This is a genomic window from Nonlabens xylanidelens, assembly GCF_002934445.1.
GTDB lineage: Bacteria > Bacteroidota > Bacteroidia > Flavobacteriales > Flavobacteriaceae > Nonlabens > Nonlabens xylanidelens.
On sequence record NZ_PTJE01000001.1, the window covers coordinates 857,455 to 877,878 of the forward strand.

Consider the following 20,424-nt stretch of genomic DNA (forward strand, 5'->3'; position numbering starts at 1 on the left):
GCCCTAGTAGATATTGTATATATGTATAAGGTAACAAGCAAATTAAAGATTGTAGCATTCTCTCTTATTATTTTAGGAGCACTGCTAACTGCGGTAGGATTTTGGCAAGTACCAGCTTCTCAAGATGCAGTTAAAGAAATGCTTGCAAATGAAGCAGCGCACGGAGGTGGGCATGCTATAGAAAGTAACGAACATCATGATGTTGCAACTGTATCTCATGGTGATGCAAGTCATGAGACTTCCGTTTCGGGAGAGCATCATGGAGAATCTGCTCATGGTGTTAGTCATGAAGATGAGCATGCAGAGCATGTTTATCATCAACTAAAAAATAGACCGTGGTCAGCTGTTTATGTAGCAGCTTTCTTCTTCTTTATGATAGGATTAGGTGCTCTTGCTTTTCATGCAGTTCAAAAGGCAGCACAAGCAGGTTGGTCACCAGTACTATTCAGGGTAATGGAAGGTGTTAGTAGTTATATTTTGCCAGGTGGTATTATAATGTTTCTTCTTCTTTTAGCTACTGGATTAGGTGCTAACCATATTTTTATATGGATGAATGAAGGTGTAGATGTTGTAGGTCATGAGAATTATGATGCAATTGTTGCTGGAAAAACAGGCTTCTTGAATGTTCCTTTCTGGTTATTCAGAGCTGGTGCTTTTCTTGTAGGTTGGAATATTTATAGATGGAATATTAGAAAATTTGGTTTAAAGCAGGATGAAGCTGAGGATGGTGACATAGCTTGGTATAAAAAAGGCTTTAAGCACAGTGCTATGTTCTTGGTGTTTTTCATCGTAACTGAATCTATCATGTCTTGGGACTGGATTATGAGTTTTGATCCTCACTGGTTCTCAACTTTATTCGGTTGGTATGTATTTGCAAGTATGTTTGTATCTGCTATTACTGCGATTGCTCTGGTTACTATTTTCTTAAAATCTAAAGGTTATTTAGAATTTGTAAATGATTCTCATATTCATGATTTAGCTAAGTTCATGTTTGGTATTAGTATCTTTTGGACGTATTTATGGTTCTCACAATTCATGTTGATTTGGTATTCTAATATTCCTGAAGAAGTAACTTACTTTGTTACTCGTATAGAAGATTATAATATTGTATTCTTCGGTATGGTTGCTATCAACTTCTTGTTCCCATTATTGATTCTTATGAATTCTGACTTTAAACGTATCAACTGGTTCGTAGTAACTGCTGGTTTGTTTATAATTGTAGGTCACTATTTAGATATTTATGTTATGGTTATGCCTTCTACGGTAGGTGAATCTTGGTTCATAGGTTTCCCGGAAATAGGTTCGTTCTTATTTTTTGCTGGTCTATTTATCTTTTATGTATTCCATACGATATCAAAAGCTCCTTTATTAGTTAAAGGTGATCCTTATGTAGGAGAGAGTAAACATTTCCATTATTAAAACCCATAGAAAACAACTGTAATGACAGCATTTCTAATCATATTTATAGCAGCCCTTTTTGCGATCTCTGTATGGCAAATATCTAAAATCGTTAATTTAGGTAAATCTCCTGAACACGATGTTGAAGCAGCGGAAGTAGCAAACGACTCTGATAATAAACGTCAAGGTCAAATGATGCTTGTTTTTGTAATAGCCATGTACATCATGATGATTGCATGTTTCGTAGGGTATCAAGATTATTTCCTTCCTGATGCAGCATCTGCACATGGAGCAGATTATGATAACTTATTACTTCTAACAACCGTAGTTATTATGGTTGTACAAGTTTTAACGCAAGGTCTACTTCACTTTTTCTCATATAAATATCACGGTAGAAAAGGTCAAAAGGCTTTGTTCTATGCAGATAACGATAGACTTGAGTTTATTTGGACAGCGATTCCAGTTGTTGTATTAGCTGGTTTAATTCTTTGGGGATTATTCTCTTGGAATGATATCATGGATGCAAACACTGATGATGATCCATTAATAGTGGAAGTATATGCTTATCAATTCGGTTGGAAAGTAAGATACAGTGGTGCAGATAATACTCTAGGAGATGCAAATGTACGTTTCATCGAAGGTCAAAATGTTATCGGTATTGATCCTACGGATAAGGACGGTATGGATGACAAAGTAGGTTCTGAATTACATTTACCTGTTAACAGACCTGTTATTTTCAAATTCAGAAGTCAGGATGTTTTACATTCAGCTTATATGCCTCATTTTAGAGCTCAAATGAATGTGGTGCCAGGAATGGTAACTCAGTTTAAATTCACTCCTTCAGTTACTTCTGAAGACTATAAGTCGACTGAATTTATGACTGAAAAAGTTCGTAAGATTAATGAAATTAGACGACAAAAAAGTAAAGAGTTAGTAGCTGAAGGTGATGTGGCTTTAGATCCATATGAATTTGAATACTACCTTCTTTGTAATAAAATTTGTGGAGCTTCTCATTACAACATGCAAATGAAGATCGTTGTAGAAAGTGAAGAAGACTACAATGAGTGGTTAGAAACACAACAAACTTTTGAAAAAACTTTAGCTAACGCTGAAAACTAGAAATATGGCACAATCAATAGCTGTTACTGCAGATCAGGGACATGATGAAGAACACCACCATCATAAGCAAACTTTTGTAACTAAATATATTTTCTCTACAGATCATAAGATGATTGCTAAGCAATATCTTATTACTGGTCTTATCATGGGTGCGATAGGTATCGCGATGTCTGTGTTAATGAGATTACAACTGGCTAATCCAGGTGAGCCAAATATGGTATTTGAAGCATTGTTAGGTAAGTGGGCTCCTGATGGAGTGATGGATCCTAATATGTATCTTGCTTTAGTTACTATACACGGTACTATAATGGTATTTTTTGTACTTACTGCTGGTCTAAGTGGTACGTTCTCTAACTTCTTGATTCCATTGCAAATCGGTGCCCGAGATATGGCATCTGGATTTATGAATATGGTTTCTTATTGGTTGTTTTTCCTTTCGGCTGCGATTATGATAGGTTCTCTTTTTGTAGAATTAGGGCCTGCTGCTGCTGGTTGGACTATTTATCCTCCATTAAGTGCGCTACCTGAGGCTATGGGTGGATCTGGTTTAGGTATGACTTTATGGTTAGTTTCTATGGCCATTTTCATTGCATCTTCTCTTTTGGGTTCTCTTAACTATATTGTAACTGTTATAAATTTAAGAACAAAGGGAATGTCTATGACGCGTCTTCCTTTGACTATCTGGGCATTTTTCGTTACTGCTATTATTGGTGTTGTTTCATTTCCAGTTTTATTTGCCGCTGCGTTACTGCTTATAATGGATAGAAGTTTTGGTACTTCTTTCTTCTTATCAGATATTTATATTAAAGGTGAAGTTCTTGCGCATCAAGGTGGTTCTCCTGTATTGTTTGAGCACCTTTTCTGGTTCTTAGGTCACCCAGAGGTTTATATTGTATTGCTTCCAGCATTAGGTATTACTTCTGAAATTATTGCAACTAATTCACGTAAACCTATCTTTGGTTATAGAGCGATGATAGCATCTATTCTTGCTATTGCATTCCTTTCTACTATCGTATGGGGTCACCACATGTTTGTATCTGGTATGAATCCTTTCTTAGGTTCTGTATTTACATTCACAACTTTACTTATCGCTATTCCTTCAGCGGTTAAATCTTTTAATTACATAACCACATTGTGGAAAGGTAATTTACAGATGAATCCTGGTATGTTGTTTTCTATAGGTTTGGTATCTACTTTTATTACTGGTGGTCTTACAGGTATTATATTAGGTGATAGTACTCTAGATATTAATGTGCACGATACATATTTCGTAGTTGCTCACTTTCACTTAGTAATGGGTATATCTGCATTATATGGTTTATTTGCTGGGGTTTACCACTGGTTCCCTAAAATGTTTAACCGCATGATGAATAAAAACTTAGGTTATGTACACTTCTGGTTAACTGCAATTGGTGCGTACGGAGTATTTTTCCCAATGCACTTTGTTGGTATGGCTGGTTTACCTAGACGTTATTATACAAATACTAACTTCCCGTATTTTGATGATTTAGCTGATACTAATAAGTTGATTACGTATTTCGCAGTCGCTACAGCCTTTGCTCAATTATTCTTTGTATATAATTTTGTTAAATCTATCTTCTTTGGTAAGAAAGCTCCTGCTAATCCATGGAAATCTAATACATTAGAATGGACTACTGGAGATACTCATATTCACGGTAACTGGGCTGGTCCTATTCCTACTGTTTATAGATGGCCTTATGACTATAGTAAAGTTAATGAAGAAGGTGAGTATGTAATCGCAGGTCAAGATTATGCACCGCAACACATTCCTATGCAAGATGGTGAGGAAGAAATGAATCACTAATTCCTACAGATTATAAATAAAAATAGCCGCTCTAAGAGCGGCTATTTTTATTTGCAGTTATTTTATTTTGATTTAATCTTCACCTCTAGCAGGGTAATTTTTCTCTTCTACAAAGTCTACAGCTTTAATAACTGCGTCTATTCTTGGTCTTGTGAACGGCATGGTTTGTACTGATGAGAAGTATAAAGTTCCATCTGCTTTTATTAAAAACATTCCTGGTTCTGAAAATAGATCTGGCTCCTTATCGCTTATTCCTTTAGAAAAGTATAGTCCCCATTGTTCAGCTGTTTCTCTCTTTAATCCATAACCGATAGGTAGTTTCTCTACATTCCAGCTGGACCCTGCCTTTTTAGCTCTTTTCTCGCTGTCCATGCTTACAGCTATAACGTTTATTCCTCTTTCCTCTAACTCATCCAGATGTTTGGTAACGTTTTCTAATTGTTTTTTACATACCGGACAGTGTAATCCTCTATAAAATATAACTAATGTATATTTTTCAGGATGTTGTTTGTCTAATGACCATGTAGTGTCGTTTATTAAATTAATTTCTAGGTTTGGTGTTTGTTGAGTAGGTTTCATTTTTTTATTTCAATATACACATTAGTAGTGTTCAGTATTGCTAAGTTATTATTAAATCAAGTTAAGCTTATGTTATACCGCTTTCGCGAAAGCGGTATCCCTTCATCCTTTTTATTACTATAATTAACAGTGTTACTTTAATAAAGGCTGCGCAATGAGTAGTATCTTTGAGATATGAACGAAAATCTAGATCCTAACGGCGGCCATTTTTCTAATGAAGAACATGATGTAGATAGAGCACTACGTCCTTTATCCTTTGATGATTTTGCAGGGCAAGATCAAGTATTGGAAAATTTGAAAATATTTGTTGCTGCTGCAAATGGGCGTGAAGAAGCGTTAGATCACACTCTTTTTCATGGACCTCCAGGATTAGGTAAGACTACTCTTGCTCATATTCTAGCAAATGAGTTAGGTGTAGGTATTAAGGTTACCTCTGGTCCGGTGTTAGATAAACCTGGTGATCTCGCTGGCTTACTTACTAATCTTGATGAGCGTGATGTGCTGTTTATTGACGAGATTCATAGGTTAAGTCCTATTGTAGAAGAATATCTCTACAGTGCGATGGAGGATTATAAGATCGATATCATGATCGAGACAGGTCCTAATGCGCGTACAGTACAAATTAACCTTGCTCCATTTACTTTAATAGGTGCAACGACTAGGTCCGGTCTTCTTACTGCTCCTATGCGAGCAAGATTTGGTATTGCATCTAGATTACAATATTATACTACAGAGCTTTTATCTACTATCGTAATACGTAGTGCCGAAATTTTAAATATGCCTATCGATCACGATGCAGCTATTGAGATCGCAGGGCGCAGTCGCGGTACTCCTCGTATCGCAAATGCCTTGTTACGTAGGGTGCGTGATTTTGCGCAAATTAAAGGTGATGGTAAAATAGATATGAAGATCGCAAAGTATGCTCTAGAAGCACTTAATGTAGATGCTCATGGTCTGGATGAAATGGATAATAAGATTCTTACCACTATTATTGATAAATTTAAAGGTGGTCCAGTAGGTATTACTACATTGTCCACTGCGGTCTCTGAGAGTGCTGAAACTATAGAAGAGGTTTACGAGCCGTTTCTTATACAACAAGGCTTTATTATTAGAACACCTAGAGGTCGGGAAGTTACAGAAAATGCTTACAAGCATTTGGGACGTGTTAAAGCCAATAATTTAGGCGGTTTATTTGAATAATATATGAGAGAGATTGAACAAATACCGGCGCTTACTTTTCTATCTAAATCTATAGAGATTTACAAAGATCCATTACCATTTCATAGAGCTAACTTTTCTAAATACGGTAATACTTTTAAGTTAAGTCCTAAGCCAGGTCTTATGATTCATTTCACTTGTGATGAAAAAATTACGCAACACATACTTCAAAAAAATCAAAAAAACTTTCATAAGTCATCTTTACAAACAGATGATTTAGGAAAATATATAGGTCATGGTTTACTTACTGAAAATGGTGAAAAATGGAAGGCCAACAGAAAGCTAATACAACCTGCGTTTTATAAAAAATCTATTGCGATGCTTATGCAGACTATGGATCAGGTGATCACGGAAGAGTTAGACGGTATTGAGTTAGATAAGGTAACTGATGTGTTTTCCATATTTAACGATCTTGCATTTAAAGTGGTTGCTCGTAGCCTCTTTGATCTGGCAGATATCGAGGACTTAGATAAGAAGATTAATCGCCTACAAGAGATCACAGAACATGCGCAAAAAATGCTTATTAAAGAATTGCGTATACCGTGGATGAAATGGTATTTTGACCGAGAATGGTTATCTGGGCAAAACAGTATTCCTCATGCCTTGTCAGGAATTGAAGAGGCACGGGATTTATTACTAACTATAATTAAGAATAGACGCCTTAGTGATAAAGAACCTGGAGATTTACTTGACATGCTGCTCCATAGTACTTATGAAGACGGCACTTACATGCAGGACGATCAGCTAGTAGACGAGATTCTCGTATTATTTGTAGCCGGTCATGAAACTACGGCAAATGCGTTGAGCTTTGCAGCGCAATTGCTTGCTCATCATCCAGAGACTATTACAAAAGCGAGATTAGAATTGGGTAATCTTGATACGGAAAACCTCATGTCTGGACTTATGAAAATGCCGTATGTAAAGCAATGTGTAGAAGAGACATTACGTCTCTACCCACCGGCATATGTGACAGACCGTGTTGCTTTAGAGTCAGATGAGTGTGAAGATATAGCCATAGAAAAGGGCAGTATCTGGCTGGTTTCTTTTTATGAAATGCACCGTCGCAAGGATTTATGGGATGCTCCAGATCAATTTGATCCAGATCGTTTTGCTCCCGAAAAATCAAAAAAGTATAGGGATTTTTATTTTCCATTTGGTGCGGGACCTCGCATGTGCGTGGGAAACAATTTTGCAATGTTTGAAATGATGCTTGTTATTGCTAGAATGCTAGAGCGTTTTGAAATAACACCAGTTAATGGAACTGTTGAATACCATCCTTTAATTACATTAAAACCTAAAAACGCTCTTCTTACATTTAGTAAAAGGTCAGGAAATTAAAAAGATGTTTTATAAGATTTCGCTTTCGCGAAAGCGAGAAAATAACCCATCCTTTATACAATACAGTTAAAGTCTAATAGGGGTGACTCAATATTTACTACTTCTCAAATGCATAATGAAACATAAGCGCTATCTTTGATTTACGAAAAATTCTATCGGATTTATGAGTGAAGAAAGTAAGAGAAGAGAGGCGTTAGTATATCATGCAAAGCCTACACCGGGAAAAATAAAAGTAGTTCCTACTAAAAAATATAGCAGTCAGAGAGATCTAGCGCTAGCTTATAGTCCTGGAGTGGCAGAGCCTTGTCTAGAGATAGCAAAGGATAAAGCAAACGTTTATAAATACACGACAAAGGGAAATCTAGTTGCTGTAATTTCTAACGGTACAGCTGTTTTAGGTCTAGGAGATATAGGTCCAGAGGCTTCTAAGCCAGTAATGGAAGGAAAAGGATTGCTTTTTAAAATATTTGCAGATCTTGATTGCTTTGATATAGAGGTAGATACTAAGAATGTAGAAGAGTTTATTCAAACGGTTAAAAATATCGCACCTACTTTTGGTGGGATTAATCTGGAAGATATAAAAGCTCCAGAAGCCTTTGAAATAGAAAGAAGATTAAAGGAAGAGCTGGATATTCCTGTAATGCACGATGACCAGCATGGTACAGCTATAATTTCTAGTGCGGCACTTTTAAATGCATTAGAACTAGCTGACAAGAAAATAGAAGAAGTAAAAATTGTTATTTCTGGTGCTGGTAGTGCAGCTATTTCATGTACTAGTTTATATGTAACGCTAGGTGCTAGAAAAGAAAACATCATGATGTTTGATGTAGATGGCCTTATTACAAAGGATAGGACAAATCTAGGAAAAGAGCAAATGCAGTTTGCTACTGATAATCCTAAGGTAGATTTAAGAGAGGCTCTTAAAGATGCTGATGTTTTTCTAGGTCTTTCTGTAGGTAATATCGTAGATGGAGATATGTTAAGGTCTATGAGTGAATCGCCTATTGTGTTTGCAATGGCAAATCCTACTCCAGAGATAGATTATGATCTCGCTATGGCATCTCGAGAAGATATCATTATGGCTACCGGTAGGAGTGACCATCCTAACCAAGTAAATAATGTTTTAGGTTTTCCGTTCATTTTTAGAGGTGCGCTAGATGTTAGAGCTACTAAAATTAATGAAGAGATGAAAATGGCAGCTACTAAAGCCATAGCTCAACTAGCTAAAGAGCCTGTTCCAGAACAAGTGAATATCGCTTATGGTGAGTTGAAAATTGCCTTTGGTAGAGATTATATAATTCCTAAACCATTTGATCCTAGATTGATAGCTACTATACCGCCTGCAGTTGCTAGAGCAGCTATGGAAAGTGGAGTAGCAAAAGAACCTATTACAGACTGGGATAAGTATGAAGAACAATTGCTTAGCCGCATGGGGTCTGATAATAAGCTGGTACGTTTATTACTTAATCGTGCGAGAATTAATCCTAAAAGAGTCGTATTTGCCGAGGCAGATAATATAGATGTTCTTAAAGCTGCACAAATCGTACTTGAAGAAGGTATCGCTACTCCTATTCTTTTAGGACGTCGTGATATGATTGAGGAGCTTATGGAAGACATAGGCTTTGATCAGCCTTGTTTAATTATAGACCCTAAGTCTGACGAAGAAAAAGCACGTAGAGATCGATATGCTCAAGAGTTTTGGAAACTGAGACTAAGAAAAGGAACCACAGAATTTGATGCTGGTAAAACTGTAAGGCAGCGCAATTACTTTGCTGCAATGATGGTGAAATTGGGTGATGCAGATGCGTTGATAACAGGTGTTGCGCAGTCTTATCCTATATCGGTAAGACCTATGATGGAAATTATAGGAAAAGCACCTGGTGTAGATAAGATAGCAACGACTAACTTAATGATTACCGCCAGAGGTCCATTATTTGTGTCAGATACTTCTATAAATATTAGTCCAGATGCATTAGAACTTGCAAAAATTGCTCAAATGACTGGGCGTACAGCAAATATGTTTGGTATATCGCCTGTAATAGCGATGACTTCTTATGCTAACTTTGGATCTTCTTCACATCCACATGCGACTAAAGTTACAGAGGCCGTTAAATATTTACATCAATACTATCCAGATTTAGTGGTAGATGGAGAGTTGCAAACAGATTTTGCACTCAATGCAGATTTGTTGCAAAGCAAGTTCCCATTTTCTAAACTAGCTGGTAAAAAAGTAAATACGCTTATTTTTCCTAACCTAGAAAGTGCAAACAGTACTTATAAAATGCTTAAAGAACTTAATAACATCGATTCTATAGGTCCTATAATGATGGGTATGGAAAAACCAGTTCATATACTTCAGTTAGGAGCAAGTGTAGATGAAATTGTAAATATGACTGCTGTTGCAGTTATTGATGCACAGCAAAAAGAAAAACACGCTAATAGGAAAGAGTAACCACCCAATTTAGTAGGTTATAATTTATTACATTTGAGTTCTTAAAAACTGTTAATTAATGATTGCGCAACTTCAAGGAAAACTGGTGGAAAAGAATATGACCGATGTGGTTATAGACTGTGGTGGAGTAGGTTATCTAGTAGAGATATCCCTTCATACTTATTCTTTAATTCCAGAAGGAGAACTAATTAAATTGTTTACTTATCAATTAATTAGAGAAGATGCGCACCGTTTGTTCGGTTTTATAGAAAAAACAGAGAGAGAGGTTTTTAAATTATTGCTCTCTGTTTCTGGTATTGGGGCAAATACGGCTAGAACAATGTTGTCTAGTTTAGACCCTAACCAAATTGCACAGGCTATTGCATCTGGAGATGTGAAAACTATTCAAAGCGTTAAGGGAATAGGTGCAAAAGGTGCTCAAAGAGTAATTTTAGATTTAAAAGATAAAATCCTACAAGTCCTCGATAATCCACAATTAACAGTCGTGGCAAGCAATACTGGAAGGGATGAAGCGTTATCTGCTTTAGAAACCTTGGGATATATGCGTAAACAAGCACAAAAAGTGGTTGATAAAATCCTATCGAGTCAGCCAGATGCTAGTACAGAACAGCTTATAAAACAAGCACTTAAACAATTATAGGATTTGAGATACAGTAATAATAACCTAAGGGCTTTTGTCTTTCTTTTGTCTTTATTTGTTTTCGCTTTCGCGAAAGCGCAACAACCAACAACTACTCCGCAAGATTCTGTCAGAACAGGTGCAAGAATAGGTAGGGTAAGTTTACCTAATCCACCCAGTATAGTTACTCTGTACACTTATGATGCAAATCTAGATCGCTATGTGTATTCCAGTAGTTTTAATGGGTATAACATAGATTTTCCATTTATACTTACTAGAGAGCAGTATCTAGACCGTGTTCTTAAAGAACAAATGTCAAATTATTTTAAGGAAAAAGCTGCAGCCATTGCTGGTAGAACAGAAGAAGATAAAGAAAAGCAAAAAGATTTATTACCTAATTTTTATGTAAATTCTGAGTTGTTTGCGTCCATTTTTGGAGGTACAGAAATCGATGTGGATCCACAAGGGTCTGTAGAAGTGGATTTAGGATTGCTTTTCAATAGGTCAGATAATCCTAGTTTTTCTCCAAGAAATAGGCAGAATTTAACCTTTGATTTTAATCAACGTATTAATTTAAGTCTGGTAGGTAAAGTCGGTACAAGATTACAGGTAAATGCAAATTATGATACTCAAAGTACGTTTAACTTTCAGAATCAAATTAAGTTAGATTATACACCTACAGAAGATGATATACTACAAAGTATTGAGGTAGGTAACGTGTCTATGCCGCTTAACTCTCAATTGATACGTGGGGCTCAAAGCCTTTTTGGTATTAAGACAGAGTTGCAATTCGGTAAAACTAGAATAACTGCTGTGTTTTCAGAACAGCAGTCAGAATCCACTACGGTACAGGCCGCTGGTGGTGCGACAATTAATGATTTTGACTTTTTCTCATTAGATTATGATGAGAATAGGCATTACTTCTTATCTCATTATTTTAGAGATAATTATGATACTTCTTTGGAGAATTATCCTTTCATTAATAATAACATCCAGATTACACGTGCTGAAGTATGGATTACAAATAGAGGTAATAGTACTCAAGATGTACGTAATCTAGTCGCAATACAAGATATAGGAGAGGCAAATCCTGATAATATAGGTCTAGGCACACAGCCAGGAGGTTTTATTAATGTAGCTGCAAATAGCTTTCCTGATAATGAAAATAACGATTTTAATCCAGAAGGAATTAATGGTGGTGGGCAAACGATTTTAAATTCTCAAATAAGGGAAATAGCAACTGTTCAAGCAGGTTTTGGTAGTGCTACGGTTAATGAGGGTTTTGATTATGTGACCTTGGAAAATGCACGTAAACTTACCGCTCAAGAATATACTTTAAATACCCAACTAGGTTATATCTCATTAAGACAGCGTTTAAATAATGACGAAGTTCTTGCAGTTGCGTTTCAATATACTGTAGGTGGTCAGGTATATCAAGTCGGTGAATTTGCAAATGACGGTGTTGTAGCTACAGATGTTGTGGTAAATGCAAATCCTAATCAACCAGCTGTAAATAATCAAAGTCTAGTTGTTAAACTTCTTAAAAGTAACCTTACTAACGTTAGTCAACCTATCTGGGATTTAATGATGAAAAACGTCTATAATTTAGGCGGTTTTCAATTAACTCAAGAAGATTTTAAATTAAATATTTTTTATCAATATCCGCCAGAGTTAAATTACATCACGGCTGCCGAGGGAACCTTAACTAATCCTGCTGTTCCATTACCAGGAGATGTTGATCAAACCACATTAATACGAGTATTTAATCTGGATAGATTGAATCAGCAAGGAGATCCACAGCCAGCAGGTGATGGTTTTTTTGATTACCTACCTGGTATAACTATCGATCCGGAAAATGGTAGAATTATTTTTACAACGGTAGAGCCTTTTGGTAGTCATTTATTTGATAAGTTGAATACTGGTTCAGGTACTGAAGATTATGAAGTTCCTAGTACCTATAATGCTAACCAAGAGCAGTACGTATATCGCGATATGTATCGCACCACAAAAGCGCAAGCATTACAAAGTGCCGATAAAAACAAATACTTAATAAAAGGTGAATACAAAGCAACTGGTCAGGAAGGGATTCCTATAGGTGGTTTTAATGTGCCTAGAGGAAGTGTTACGGTAACTGCTGGTGGTAGGACACTTCAGGAAGGTATCGATTATACCGTAGATTATCAACTAGGTCGTGTGATTATTCTAGACCAAGCATTGCTTAACTCTAATACGCCTATTCAAGTTTCTACAGAAAACAATTCTGTTTTTAATCAACAGACCAAACGTTTTACAGGGATTAATGTAGAGCATAAATTTAGTGAAGATTTTATTTTAGGTGGTACTTTTTTAAATTTAAAAGAACGACCTATAACTCAAAAATCTACTTATGGCTTTGAGCCTATCAATAATACTATTATAGGAGCCAACTTTTTGTACAATACGGAAGTTCCTTTTTTAACTAGGCTTGCAAATAAGTTGCCTAACGTAGATACCGATGTGGTGTCTAATCTTTCTTTAAGGGGTGAATTTGCTTATCTGTTTCCTGGATCACCTGCCGGCGATAATTTTGGAGGAGAAGCTGCTGCTTATGTAGATGATTTTGAAGGATCTCAAACTTCTATAGATATTTTAACCCCATTTTCATGGTCGCTAGCTAGTACACCTATGGCTTTTGAAGGTAATGGTAGTACTGCAACCCCATTAGAGTATAACTTTAGTCGTGCAAAATTAGCATGGTATTCTATTGATCCTATCTTTTATGGAAATCAAAGACCTGATGGTATCACAGATGATGATGTGTCTGACTATAGAACTAGACGTGTTTTTGTTGATGAAATATTCCCAAATGTAGATTTGCAACAAGGTCAGCAACAAGTTATAAATACTCTTGATTTATCATATTATCCTAATGAAAGAGGACAGTACAATTATAATCCGCTAGCTGCAGGGACCAATGTGTTGCCTAATCCTGCAGATAATTGGGGTGGAATTATGCGTTCTTTTTCTAGTACAGATTTTGAACAGACTAATGTAGAGTATGTACAGTTCTGGATCATGGATCCGTTTCAATATGATGCGACTAATAATGGTGGTACTATTTCTATTAACTTAGGTAGTATTTCTGAAGATATTTTAAAGGATAATAGAAAACAATTTGAAAATGGATTGCCTAACGATGGTGGTACATTGCTCACTACAAATACCGCTTATGGTAAGGTCCCTGTTAATCAATCTTTAGTTTATGCTTTTGACACAGATGGGGCAGAGCGTGATAATCAAGATATAGGTTTAGACGGTTATGATGATAATGAGGAATTAACAGATTTTCCAACTTTTGGACCTTTTGATCCTGCTGGAGATAATTATGAATATTTCTTAGCGACCACAGGCGATATATTTACACGCTATAAGAATTATAACGGTACTGAAGGAAACTCACCTACTACCGTAACTCAAGATGATCGTGGTGCGACAACTTTGCCAGATGTAGAAGATATTAACCGTGATAACACGATGAATACTATCGATAGTTATTATGAATATGATATTGAGATTTTTCCTGGTATGGATGTAACCACTAGTGATTACATATTTGATACTAAAACAGTACAAACTGTTTTACCTAATGGTAATACACTTGACACGAGATGGGTTCAATTTAGAGTTCCTTTAAATGACCCTAATAGAGAAGAAGTAGGAGGAATTGCAGATTTTAGAGCTATACGTTTTATGAGAATGTATCTGTCAGACTTTGAAGTAGACACTTTTTTAAGATTTGGTTCTTTAGATTTAGTTCGTGGTGATTATAGAAGATATACAGAGTCACTAGATGATACAGATCCCATCGCATCAGATGATCCTACTGTATTTGAAGTAGAAGGAGTTAATATTGAGAATAATGAATCTCGTACACCTATTCCTTATAGATTGCCACCTGGTGTAGAAAGAGAAGAATTGCGTACACAAAATCAAAACATACGTCAGAATGAGCAATCACTAGCATTAAGTGTTTGTGATTTAGAACCTGGCGATGCGCGTGGAGTTTTTAAGAACATCAGAATTGATATGCGTCAGTATGAATCTCTTAAAATGTTTGTTCATGCAGAGTCTTTAGTAAATGAGATTTCTGTAGATGATGATGATTTAGAGGCATTTGTAAGAATAGGAGTTGATTTCACTCAAAACTATTACGAGATACGACTGCCGTTAAAACCTACCGCTTTTGGTACAGATGTTAGAGAAGAGATATGGCCGGTTGCAAATAATTTTGATATAGATCTATCGTTGCTTCAGTCCATAAAAGCACAAGTTTTAGGTGATAACACGCTTAATATTAGTAATCTAAACTTCTTTGATCAGGCAGATTTAGATCCGGCTAGTGCTGGAGAAGAAAATCAACATCAATACGGTATTAAAGGTAATCCTAACTTTGGTGATATACGTGCTATGATGATAGGTGTGCGCAACGCAACTACTAATAATATTTGTGGTGAGATATGGGTGAATGAAATGCGTCTCGCTGGTCTTAAAAATCAAGGTGGTTATGCCGCAGTGATGAATATGGATGCAAACATTGCAGACTTTGCAAGTGTGAGCGCGACTGGTAGAAGAAGTACAGTAGGTTTTGGAGCTATAGAGCAAGGGCCTCAAGAAAGAAGTCGTGAAGACGTTACTCAGTACGATGTAACAACTAATGTGAGCCTGGGTAAGTTACTGCCTCAAAAATGGGGTGTTTCTCTACCTTTTTCTTATAGCATAGGAGAAGAAACGATTACACCGCAATACGATCCTCAATTTGAAGATATAGAACTAGAAACCAGATTAGATAACGCAACTAGTGATGCAGAGCGTGATGCCATTCAAGAACAGTCAGAAGATTACACTCGTAGACAAAGTATTAACTTAATAGGTGTGCGCAAAGAAAGAACAGGAGATGCAAAACCGATGCCTTATGATATTGAGAATTTCACTTTTTCTGGGTCCTACAATCAGACAGATCAACGCAATTTTGAAGTAGAGAAATTCCAAGATCAATCGGTTAATGTAGGTGGTACTTATAATTATGCTTTTCCTAAATTAGAGTTAGAGCCGTTTAAGAATGCGGCATGGTTAAATAACTCTTACTTGAAGTTTATAAAAGATTTAAACTTTAATCCATTGCCTAATAATTTCTCAGCAGGATTAAATGTTTTACGACAGTACAATACACAGAAGTTTCGCGATTTACAATTAGATACTAACCCTGTAGATTTAAATGGTGATGGGCTACCAGATGCTCAAAATATAACCATTGCACCGCTTACTAATCGCAATTTCACAATGAATCATCAATATGCGATCAATTGGGATTTAACTAAATCATTGCAAGTAAATTTATCTGCAAACAGTGATCGATTGATACGTGATTATGTAAATGAAGATGATACTATTGATGAGAATTATACCGTATGGACCGATTTCTTTGACGAGGGTATTCCTAACTCGCACTCTCAACAAATGCAACTTACTTATAAATTGCCATTTGATAAATTTCCTTTTCTCGCTTTCGCGAAAGCGAACTACACATACACATCTAACTTTAACTGGACTCGTAACCAGCAACAATTTGCACAGCTAGATGGCATTCCGGATTTAGGAAACTCTATTCAAAATGCAAATACACATCGCATTAATGGAACGCTAGATCTAGATAAATTATACAGATATGTAGGTCTTGAGAAAAAGAAATTTGGTGTGACAGCAAATGCTGCTAGATCTAGAACAAGATCCAGAACACCTAGACCTAACGAGGCTGCTCAAAATGATAAGAAAGACAAGACCCCAAAGAAGAATTTTGGTAATAAAGCATACAATACACTTATAGGTGTCGTTACATCTGTAAAACGTGCTCAAATAAATTATCAAGAAACTAATGGTATTTTCTTACCAGGTTATACACCAGATATTGGTTTTATTGGGACATTAAAACCTACTTCAGGTTTTGTATTCGGTAGTCAGGCAGAGGTGCGTGACCTTGCCGCAAGACGTGGATGGTTAACCTTATACCAAGATTTTAACCAACAATATAGTGAAGTAGAGACACGACAGTTAGACTTTAATTTTAAAGTAGATCTGTTAAAAGACCTGTCTATAGATATATTAGGTAATCGTGCTTATCAAGAGACGCAGACAGAAAATTATGTTATTAACACGGACAATACAGGTTCTTTTTCTTATCAACCTTTAACACCTAATACTTTTGGTAATTATAATATTACTAACCTGATGATAGGTACTGCTTTCCAAAAAAGTACTATAGATGAGTCTGCAACATTTGATACTTTTAGAAGCAATAGACTTGCTGTAGCAGACAGGCTCGCAACAAGTTTTTATGGAGCTAACAATTTTACACGTGATGCAGATGGGTATCCATTAGGTTTTTCTAGAAACAGCCAGCAAGTATTATTACCAGCATTTCTAGCAGCTTATGAAGGTAGAGATGTAGAGAAGCAAGATTCTAATGCGTTTAGAAATATTCCATTACCTAACTGGACGGTAAAGTATACTGGGTTGATGAATTTAAAGTGGTTTAAAAAGAACTTCCGTAGGTTCTCTATTAATCATGGATATCGCTCTAGTTATACGATCAATCAATTTCAGACTAATCTAGATTTTACTGCAGGAGATAGTGCATTTGCCTATGCTGATCAAGGAGATGCTCTGAATCAAAATGGTGATTTTAAATCAGAGCGACTTTTCTTTAATATCAACCTTGCAGAGCAGTTTAGTCCTTTGATAAAGATAGATATGGAAATGAAAAACTCGTTGTCCGTTGCGGCTGAATTAAGAAGAGATAGAGCAATATCTTTAAGTTTTGATAATAATTTACTTACTGAAATTAATGGTAATGAGCTTATTTTGGGATTAGGTTATCGTATTAAAGACCTTAGATTTAAATCTAACTTTGGAGGTAGAAGTAAGATTATCAAGAGTGATTTAAATTTAAGAATGGATGGGTCTGTAAGAGATAATGTTACTATCATTAGATATTTAGATCTAGGAACCGAAGAAAATTTACAAAATGGAATTTTCACAGATGCTAGTCAGGCTACCGCTGGTCAGACCATATATGGTCTTAAATTTACTGCAGACTATAACTTGAGCCAGGCATTTACAGCTATCTTTTATTACGATCATACGTTCTCAAAGTTTGCTATTTCCACGGCGTTTCCACAAACTACCATACGTAGTGGATTTACTTTAAGGTACACATTTGGTAATTAATTCAAGTATCATGCATAATTCAACTTTAAGGTTTGAATTAATAGATAGAGTTATCTTAAATTTACGCTTTTAAAAAATCATATAAAATGAATATTCCATCAGAATTAAAGTATACTAAAGATCACGAGTGGATCAAAATAGAAGGAGACGTTGCTACCATAGGTATTACTGATTTTGCACAGAGCGAGTTAGGTGATATTGTTTATGTAGAAGTAGAGACTGTAGATGAGACTTTGGATCAAGAGGAAGTTTTCGGTACGGTAGAAGCGGTAAAGACTGTTTCAGATCTTTTTCTTCCGTTAACTGGAGAGATTACTGATTTTAATGAAAAGTTAGAAGATGAGCCAGAACTTGTGAATTCTGACCCTTACGGAGACGGATGGATGATAAAAATGAAGTTTACTGACGCAACTCAAGTAGATGGATTATTAAGTGCTGACGCTTATAAAGAGTTAGTAGGATAATGAAAAAAGTTATTTATTGGCTAGCTGCTCCATTGTTTACTGTATTCATTACAGTAGCGTCTATGATAGCAAACCCAGCGCCGCCGGTAAATATCGATAACGTAGATAAGATATACCATGCTACCGCCTATTTTATAATGGCGATCTTGTGGTATATTTTCTTTTACAGTCGTTTTTTAGGAAAGCAAAGCCTTTTGAGTTTTGGTCTAAAAACTATTTTAAAAAACTGGTCTAGAACTATTGCGATAGGAGCAAGTGCTTTGTCCTTGATTATAGGGGTGTTAATAGAACTAGGACAGGAGTTTATTTCTGTAAATAGAACAATGGACATAATGGATGTACTAGCAAATTTTGCTGGCATCATTATTGCTATGTTATTCTTAATGATAATTGATAAATTATTTAACAAACATAAAGTTGCATAAATCTTTTGTTAGCACAAAGAATTAGTTATTTTTAACCTCTTATAAATACAACCATAATGGAAGTAAAAAAATCAGAAAAAGCAGATTTACGTAAGAACATTACGCTATACGCCTTATCAGGGCTGGCGTTTATGTTGTTATTATCTTGGCAAGGACTTGAATATGAGTCTAAAACCGTAGAAATAGAAGAGGTGTACGAGGAGCATGAAGAAATCTTCATCGAGGAAGAAATTCCGATTACTCAAATGTTGGATACTCCACCGCCACCACCGCCACCACCACCAGCTCCAGAAATTATCGAGGTAGTTGAGAATGAAGTGGAAATAGAAGAGGTTATCATTGAAGATACAGAAACTGATGAGCAAGAAGAGATCGTTGAGATCGAAGAGGTTGCTGAAGAAGTAGGTGTTGAAGAAGTAATTGCTGATGTTCCATTTGCGATTATCGAGAATGTACCTATCTATCCTGGTTGTGAGAGTAAAAAGAACAATGCAGATCGTAAGAAATGTATGAGTGAAAAAATCACAAAATTTGTAAACAAACAGTTTAATACTGGACTTGCAAATGATTTAGGTCTAGAAGGAAGACAGAAAATTTCTGTTCAATTTAAAATCGACTCAAAAGGTAATGTTGTAGGTATTCAGTCTAAAGCAAAGCACCCTAAATTACAGAGTGAAGCAGCTAGAGTAATTAATAAATTACCTGCTATGACTCCAGGAATGCAAAGAGGTAAACCAGTAGGTGTGATTTATGCACTACCTATTATTTTCCAAGTGCAAGACTAATAATAGACACTATTTTATATATAAAATCCCAACCTGTATAGGTTGGGATTTTTTTTTGGTACACTTCTTGATTTCTCTTTGAAATAACATAAAACCATTGATTATGAACACTTCAAATGAGAAAAGAGATGCTGCAACATCTCAAAACACTCGCCGTGAAGACAAAAAAGCGGCAAACACAAAGGTCAATCCCATCGTTAATTTTCAAATTGGACTCATAGCTGCATTAGTAGCTGCGTTTCTTATTATAGAATTAACGACTGAGGTTCCTGAAACTACTGTCTATCCACCTATATCAGTTGATATGACAACTGATGAGCCATATCTGGGCTCATTTACAATTATTGATAATTCTCCTAAACCAGTAGTAAAGAAAACACATAAGCCAAAAGTCGAGACACCTAAAGTAGATCCAAATAAACCACCTAAGGTTGTTGAAAACGATCAGCCAGATGTTCCAGAACAAGATGAGGATACAAAGGAGCCTGTTGAAAATAAACTTGTAGATACTGATACTAGTGATGCAGATGCAGCCAGTAGTAACAATGACGCGCCAGCTAGTAAACCATCTGGACCTACAGTAATAGCTGCACTGCATGAAGTGCCGTTGTTTCCAGGATGTAGTTCTAGAATGGATAGTAAGGAGCGAGTAGAATGTCTCAATAAAAAAATGGGAAGGTTTATTCAAAGAAAGTTCGACACGAGTCTGGGTAATGACTTGAATGAAAATGGTATGGTTAAAATCGCTGTGCAATTTACCATAGGTGTAGATGGCTTGCCTAAAGATATTCTAGTAAAAGCACCTAATAAAAAACTAGAAGAAGAGGCGTATAAAGTGATCTCTAGATTACCTAAAATGACACCAGGTAAGATAGATAATGCTGCGGTTAATGTTACCTACGCGCTGCCTATACGTTTCCAGATTAACGATTAGTAACT

General features: G+C 36.0%; 13 protein-coding genes. 12 read left to right on the plus strand and 1 reads right to left on the minus strand.

Annotation, left to right across the window (positions count from 1 at the left end; all coding sequences use genetic code 11):
• Positions 1 to 21 precede the first annotated feature (21 nt).
• The 3 genes from LY01_RS03890 to LY01_RS03900 are packed head-to-tail and all read left to right on the plus strand — an operon-like array spanning position 22 to position 4,342.
• Complete coding sequence (locus LY01_RS03890) at positions 22 to 1,419, plus strand: quinol:cytochrome C oxidoreductase (RefSeq protein WP_104514482.1); 1,398 nt, start codon at positions 22 to 24, stop codon at positions 1,417 to 1,419.
• Between the two features lie 21 nt (positions 1,420 to 1,440).
• Positions 1,441 to 2,517, plus strand: coding sequence for a cytochrome c oxidase subunit II (locus tag LY01_RS03895; protein ID WP_104514483.1), 1,077 nt, complete (start codon positions 1,441 to 1,443; stop codon positions 2,515 to 2,517).
• A gap of 4 nt (positions 2,518 to 2,521) precedes the next feature.
• Positions 2,522 to 4,342 carry a cytochrome c oxidase subunit I gene (locus LY01_RS03900; protein ID WP_104514484.1) on the plus strand — a complete coding sequence of 607 codons (1,821 nt, stop codon included), beginning with the start codon at positions 2,522 to 2,524 and terminating at the stop codon, positions 4,340 to 4,342.
• 72 nt (positions 4,343 to 4,414) lie between these two features.
• On the opposite strand, the gene LY01_RS03905 is transcribed toward LY01_RS03900, so the two are convergent.
• A complete protein-coding gene (locus tag LY01_RS03905; RefSeq protein WP_104514485.1) occupies positions 4,415 to 4,921 on the minus strand; it encodes a peroxiredoxin-like family protein in 507 nt (168 codons plus the stop codon).
• Positions 4,922 to 5,095: 174 nt separating this feature from the next.
• On the opposite strand from LY01_RS03905, the gene ruvB reads away from it, so the two are divergent.
• From ruvB to LY01_RS03950, 9 genes are all read left to right on the plus strand, one after another.
• Positions 5,096 to 6,121 carry a Holliday junction branch migration DNA helicase RuvB gene (ruvB, locus tag LY01_RS03910; protein ID WP_104514486.1) on the plus strand — a complete coding sequence of 342 codons (1,026 nt, stop codon included), beginning with the start codon at positions 5,096 to 5,098 and terminating at the stop codon, positions 6,119 to 6,121.
• A 3-nt stretch (positions 6,122 to 6,124) separates the two neighbouring features.
• Complete coding sequence (locus LY01_RS03915; protein WP_104514487.1) at positions 6,125 to 7,477, plus strand: cytochrome P450; 1,353 nt, start codon at positions 6,125 to 6,127, stop codon at positions 7,475 to 7,477.
• A 163-nt stretch (positions 7,478 to 7,640) separates the two neighbouring features.
• A complete protein-coding gene (locus tag LY01_RS03920; RefSeq protein WP_104514488.1) occupies positions 7,641 to 9,929 on the plus strand; it encodes an NADP-dependent malic enzyme in 2,289 nt (762 codons plus the stop codon).
• A 58-nt stretch (positions 9,930 to 9,987) separates the two neighbouring features.
• Positions 9,988 to 10,569, plus strand: coding sequence for a Holliday junction branch migration protein RuvA (gene ruvA, locus LY01_RS03925; protein WP_104514489.1), 582 nt, complete (start codon positions 9,988 to 9,990; stop codon positions 10,567 to 10,569).
• Between the two features lie 3 nt (positions 10,570 to 10,572).
• Positions 10,573 to 17,811, plus strand: a complete 7,239-nt coding sequence (gene sov, locus LY01_RS03930; RefSeq protein ID WP_104514490.1) for a T9SS outer membrane translocon Sov/SprA — start codon at positions 10,573 to 10,575, stop codon at positions 17,809 to 17,811.
• Positions 17,812 to 17,897: 86 nt separating this feature from the next.
• Positions 17,898 to 18,275 (plus strand): glycine cleavage system protein GcvH, encoded by a 378-nt coding sequence (gene gcvH / locus LY01_RS03935; RefSeq protein ID WP_104514491.1) that lies wholly within the window; start codon positions 17,898 to 17,900, stop codon positions 18,273 to 18,275.
• The gene (locus tag LY01_RS03940) at positions 18,275 to 18,700 is read left to right on the plus strand and encodes a VanZ family protein (protein ID WP_104514492.1); all 426 of its coding nucleotides are present in this window, start codon (positions 18,275 to 18,277) and stop codon (positions 18,698 to 18,700) included. Before gcvH ends, LY01_RS03940 begins: the two co-directional genes overlap by 1 nt.
• A gap of 56 nt (positions 18,701 to 18,756) precedes the next feature.
• Complete coding sequence (locus LY01_RS03945) at positions 18,757 to 19,485, plus strand: energy transducer TonB (protein ID WP_104514493.1); 729 nt, start codon at positions 18,757 to 18,759, stop codon at positions 19,483 to 19,485.
• Between the two features lie 103 nt (positions 19,486 to 19,588).
• The gene (locus LY01_RS03950) at positions 19,589 to 20,419 is read left to right on the plus strand and encodes an energy transducer TonB (RefSeq protein ID WP_104514494.1); all 831 of its coding nucleotides are present in this window, start codon (positions 19,589 to 19,591) and stop codon (positions 20,417 to 20,419) included.
• Positions 20,420 to 20,424 lie beyond the last annotated feature (5 nt).

Excerpts from the sequence above, each read along its gene's own strand:
- LY01_RS03890 (WP_104514482.1), top strand. The coding sequence starts at position 22 with ATGTATAAGGTAACAAGCAAATTAAAGATTGTAGCATTCTCTCTTATT.
- LY01_RS03895 (WP_104514483.1), top strand. The coding sequence starts at position 1,441 with ATGACAGCATTTCTAATCATATTTATAGCAGCCCTTTTTGCGATCTCT.
- LY01_RS03900 (WP_104514484.1), top strand. The coding sequence starts at position 2,522 with ATGGCACAATCAATAGCTGTTACTGCAGATCAGGGACATGATGAAGAA.
- LY01_RS03905 (WP_104514485.1), bottom strand. The coding sequence starts at position 4,921 with ATGAAACCTACTCAACAAACACCAAACCTAGAAATTAATTTAATAAAC.
- ruvB (WP_104514486.1), top strand. The coding sequence starts at position 5,096 with ATGAACGAAAATCTAGATCCTAACGGCGGCCATTTTTCTAATGAAGAA.
- LY01_RS03915 (WP_104514487.1), top strand. The coding sequence starts at position 6,125 with ATGAGAGAGATTGAACAAATACCGGCGCTTACTTTTCTATCTAAATCT.
- LY01_RS03920 (WP_104514488.1), top strand. The coding sequence starts at position 7,641 with ATGAGTGAAGAAAGTAAGAGAAGAGAGGCGTTAGTATATCATGCAAAG.
- ruvA (WP_104514489.1), top strand. The coding sequence starts at position 9,988 with ATGATTGCGCAACTTCAAGGAAAACTGGTGGAAAAGAATATGACCGAT.
- gcvH (WP_104514491.1), top strand. The coding sequence starts at position 17,898 with ATGAATATTCCATCAGAATTAAAGTATACTAAAGATCACGAGTGGATC.
- LY01_RS03940 (WP_104514492.1), top strand. The coding sequence starts at position 18,275 with ATGAAAAAAGTTATTTATTGGCTAGCTGCTCCATTGTTTACTGTATTC.
- LY01_RS03945 (WP_104514493.1), top strand. The coding sequence starts at position 18,757 with ATGGAAGTAAAAAAATCAGAAAAAGCAGATTTACGTAAGAACATTACG.
- LY01_RS03950 (WP_104514494.1), top strand. The coding sequence starts at position 19,589 with ATGAACACTTCAAATGAGAAAAGAGATGCTGCAACATCTCAAAACACT.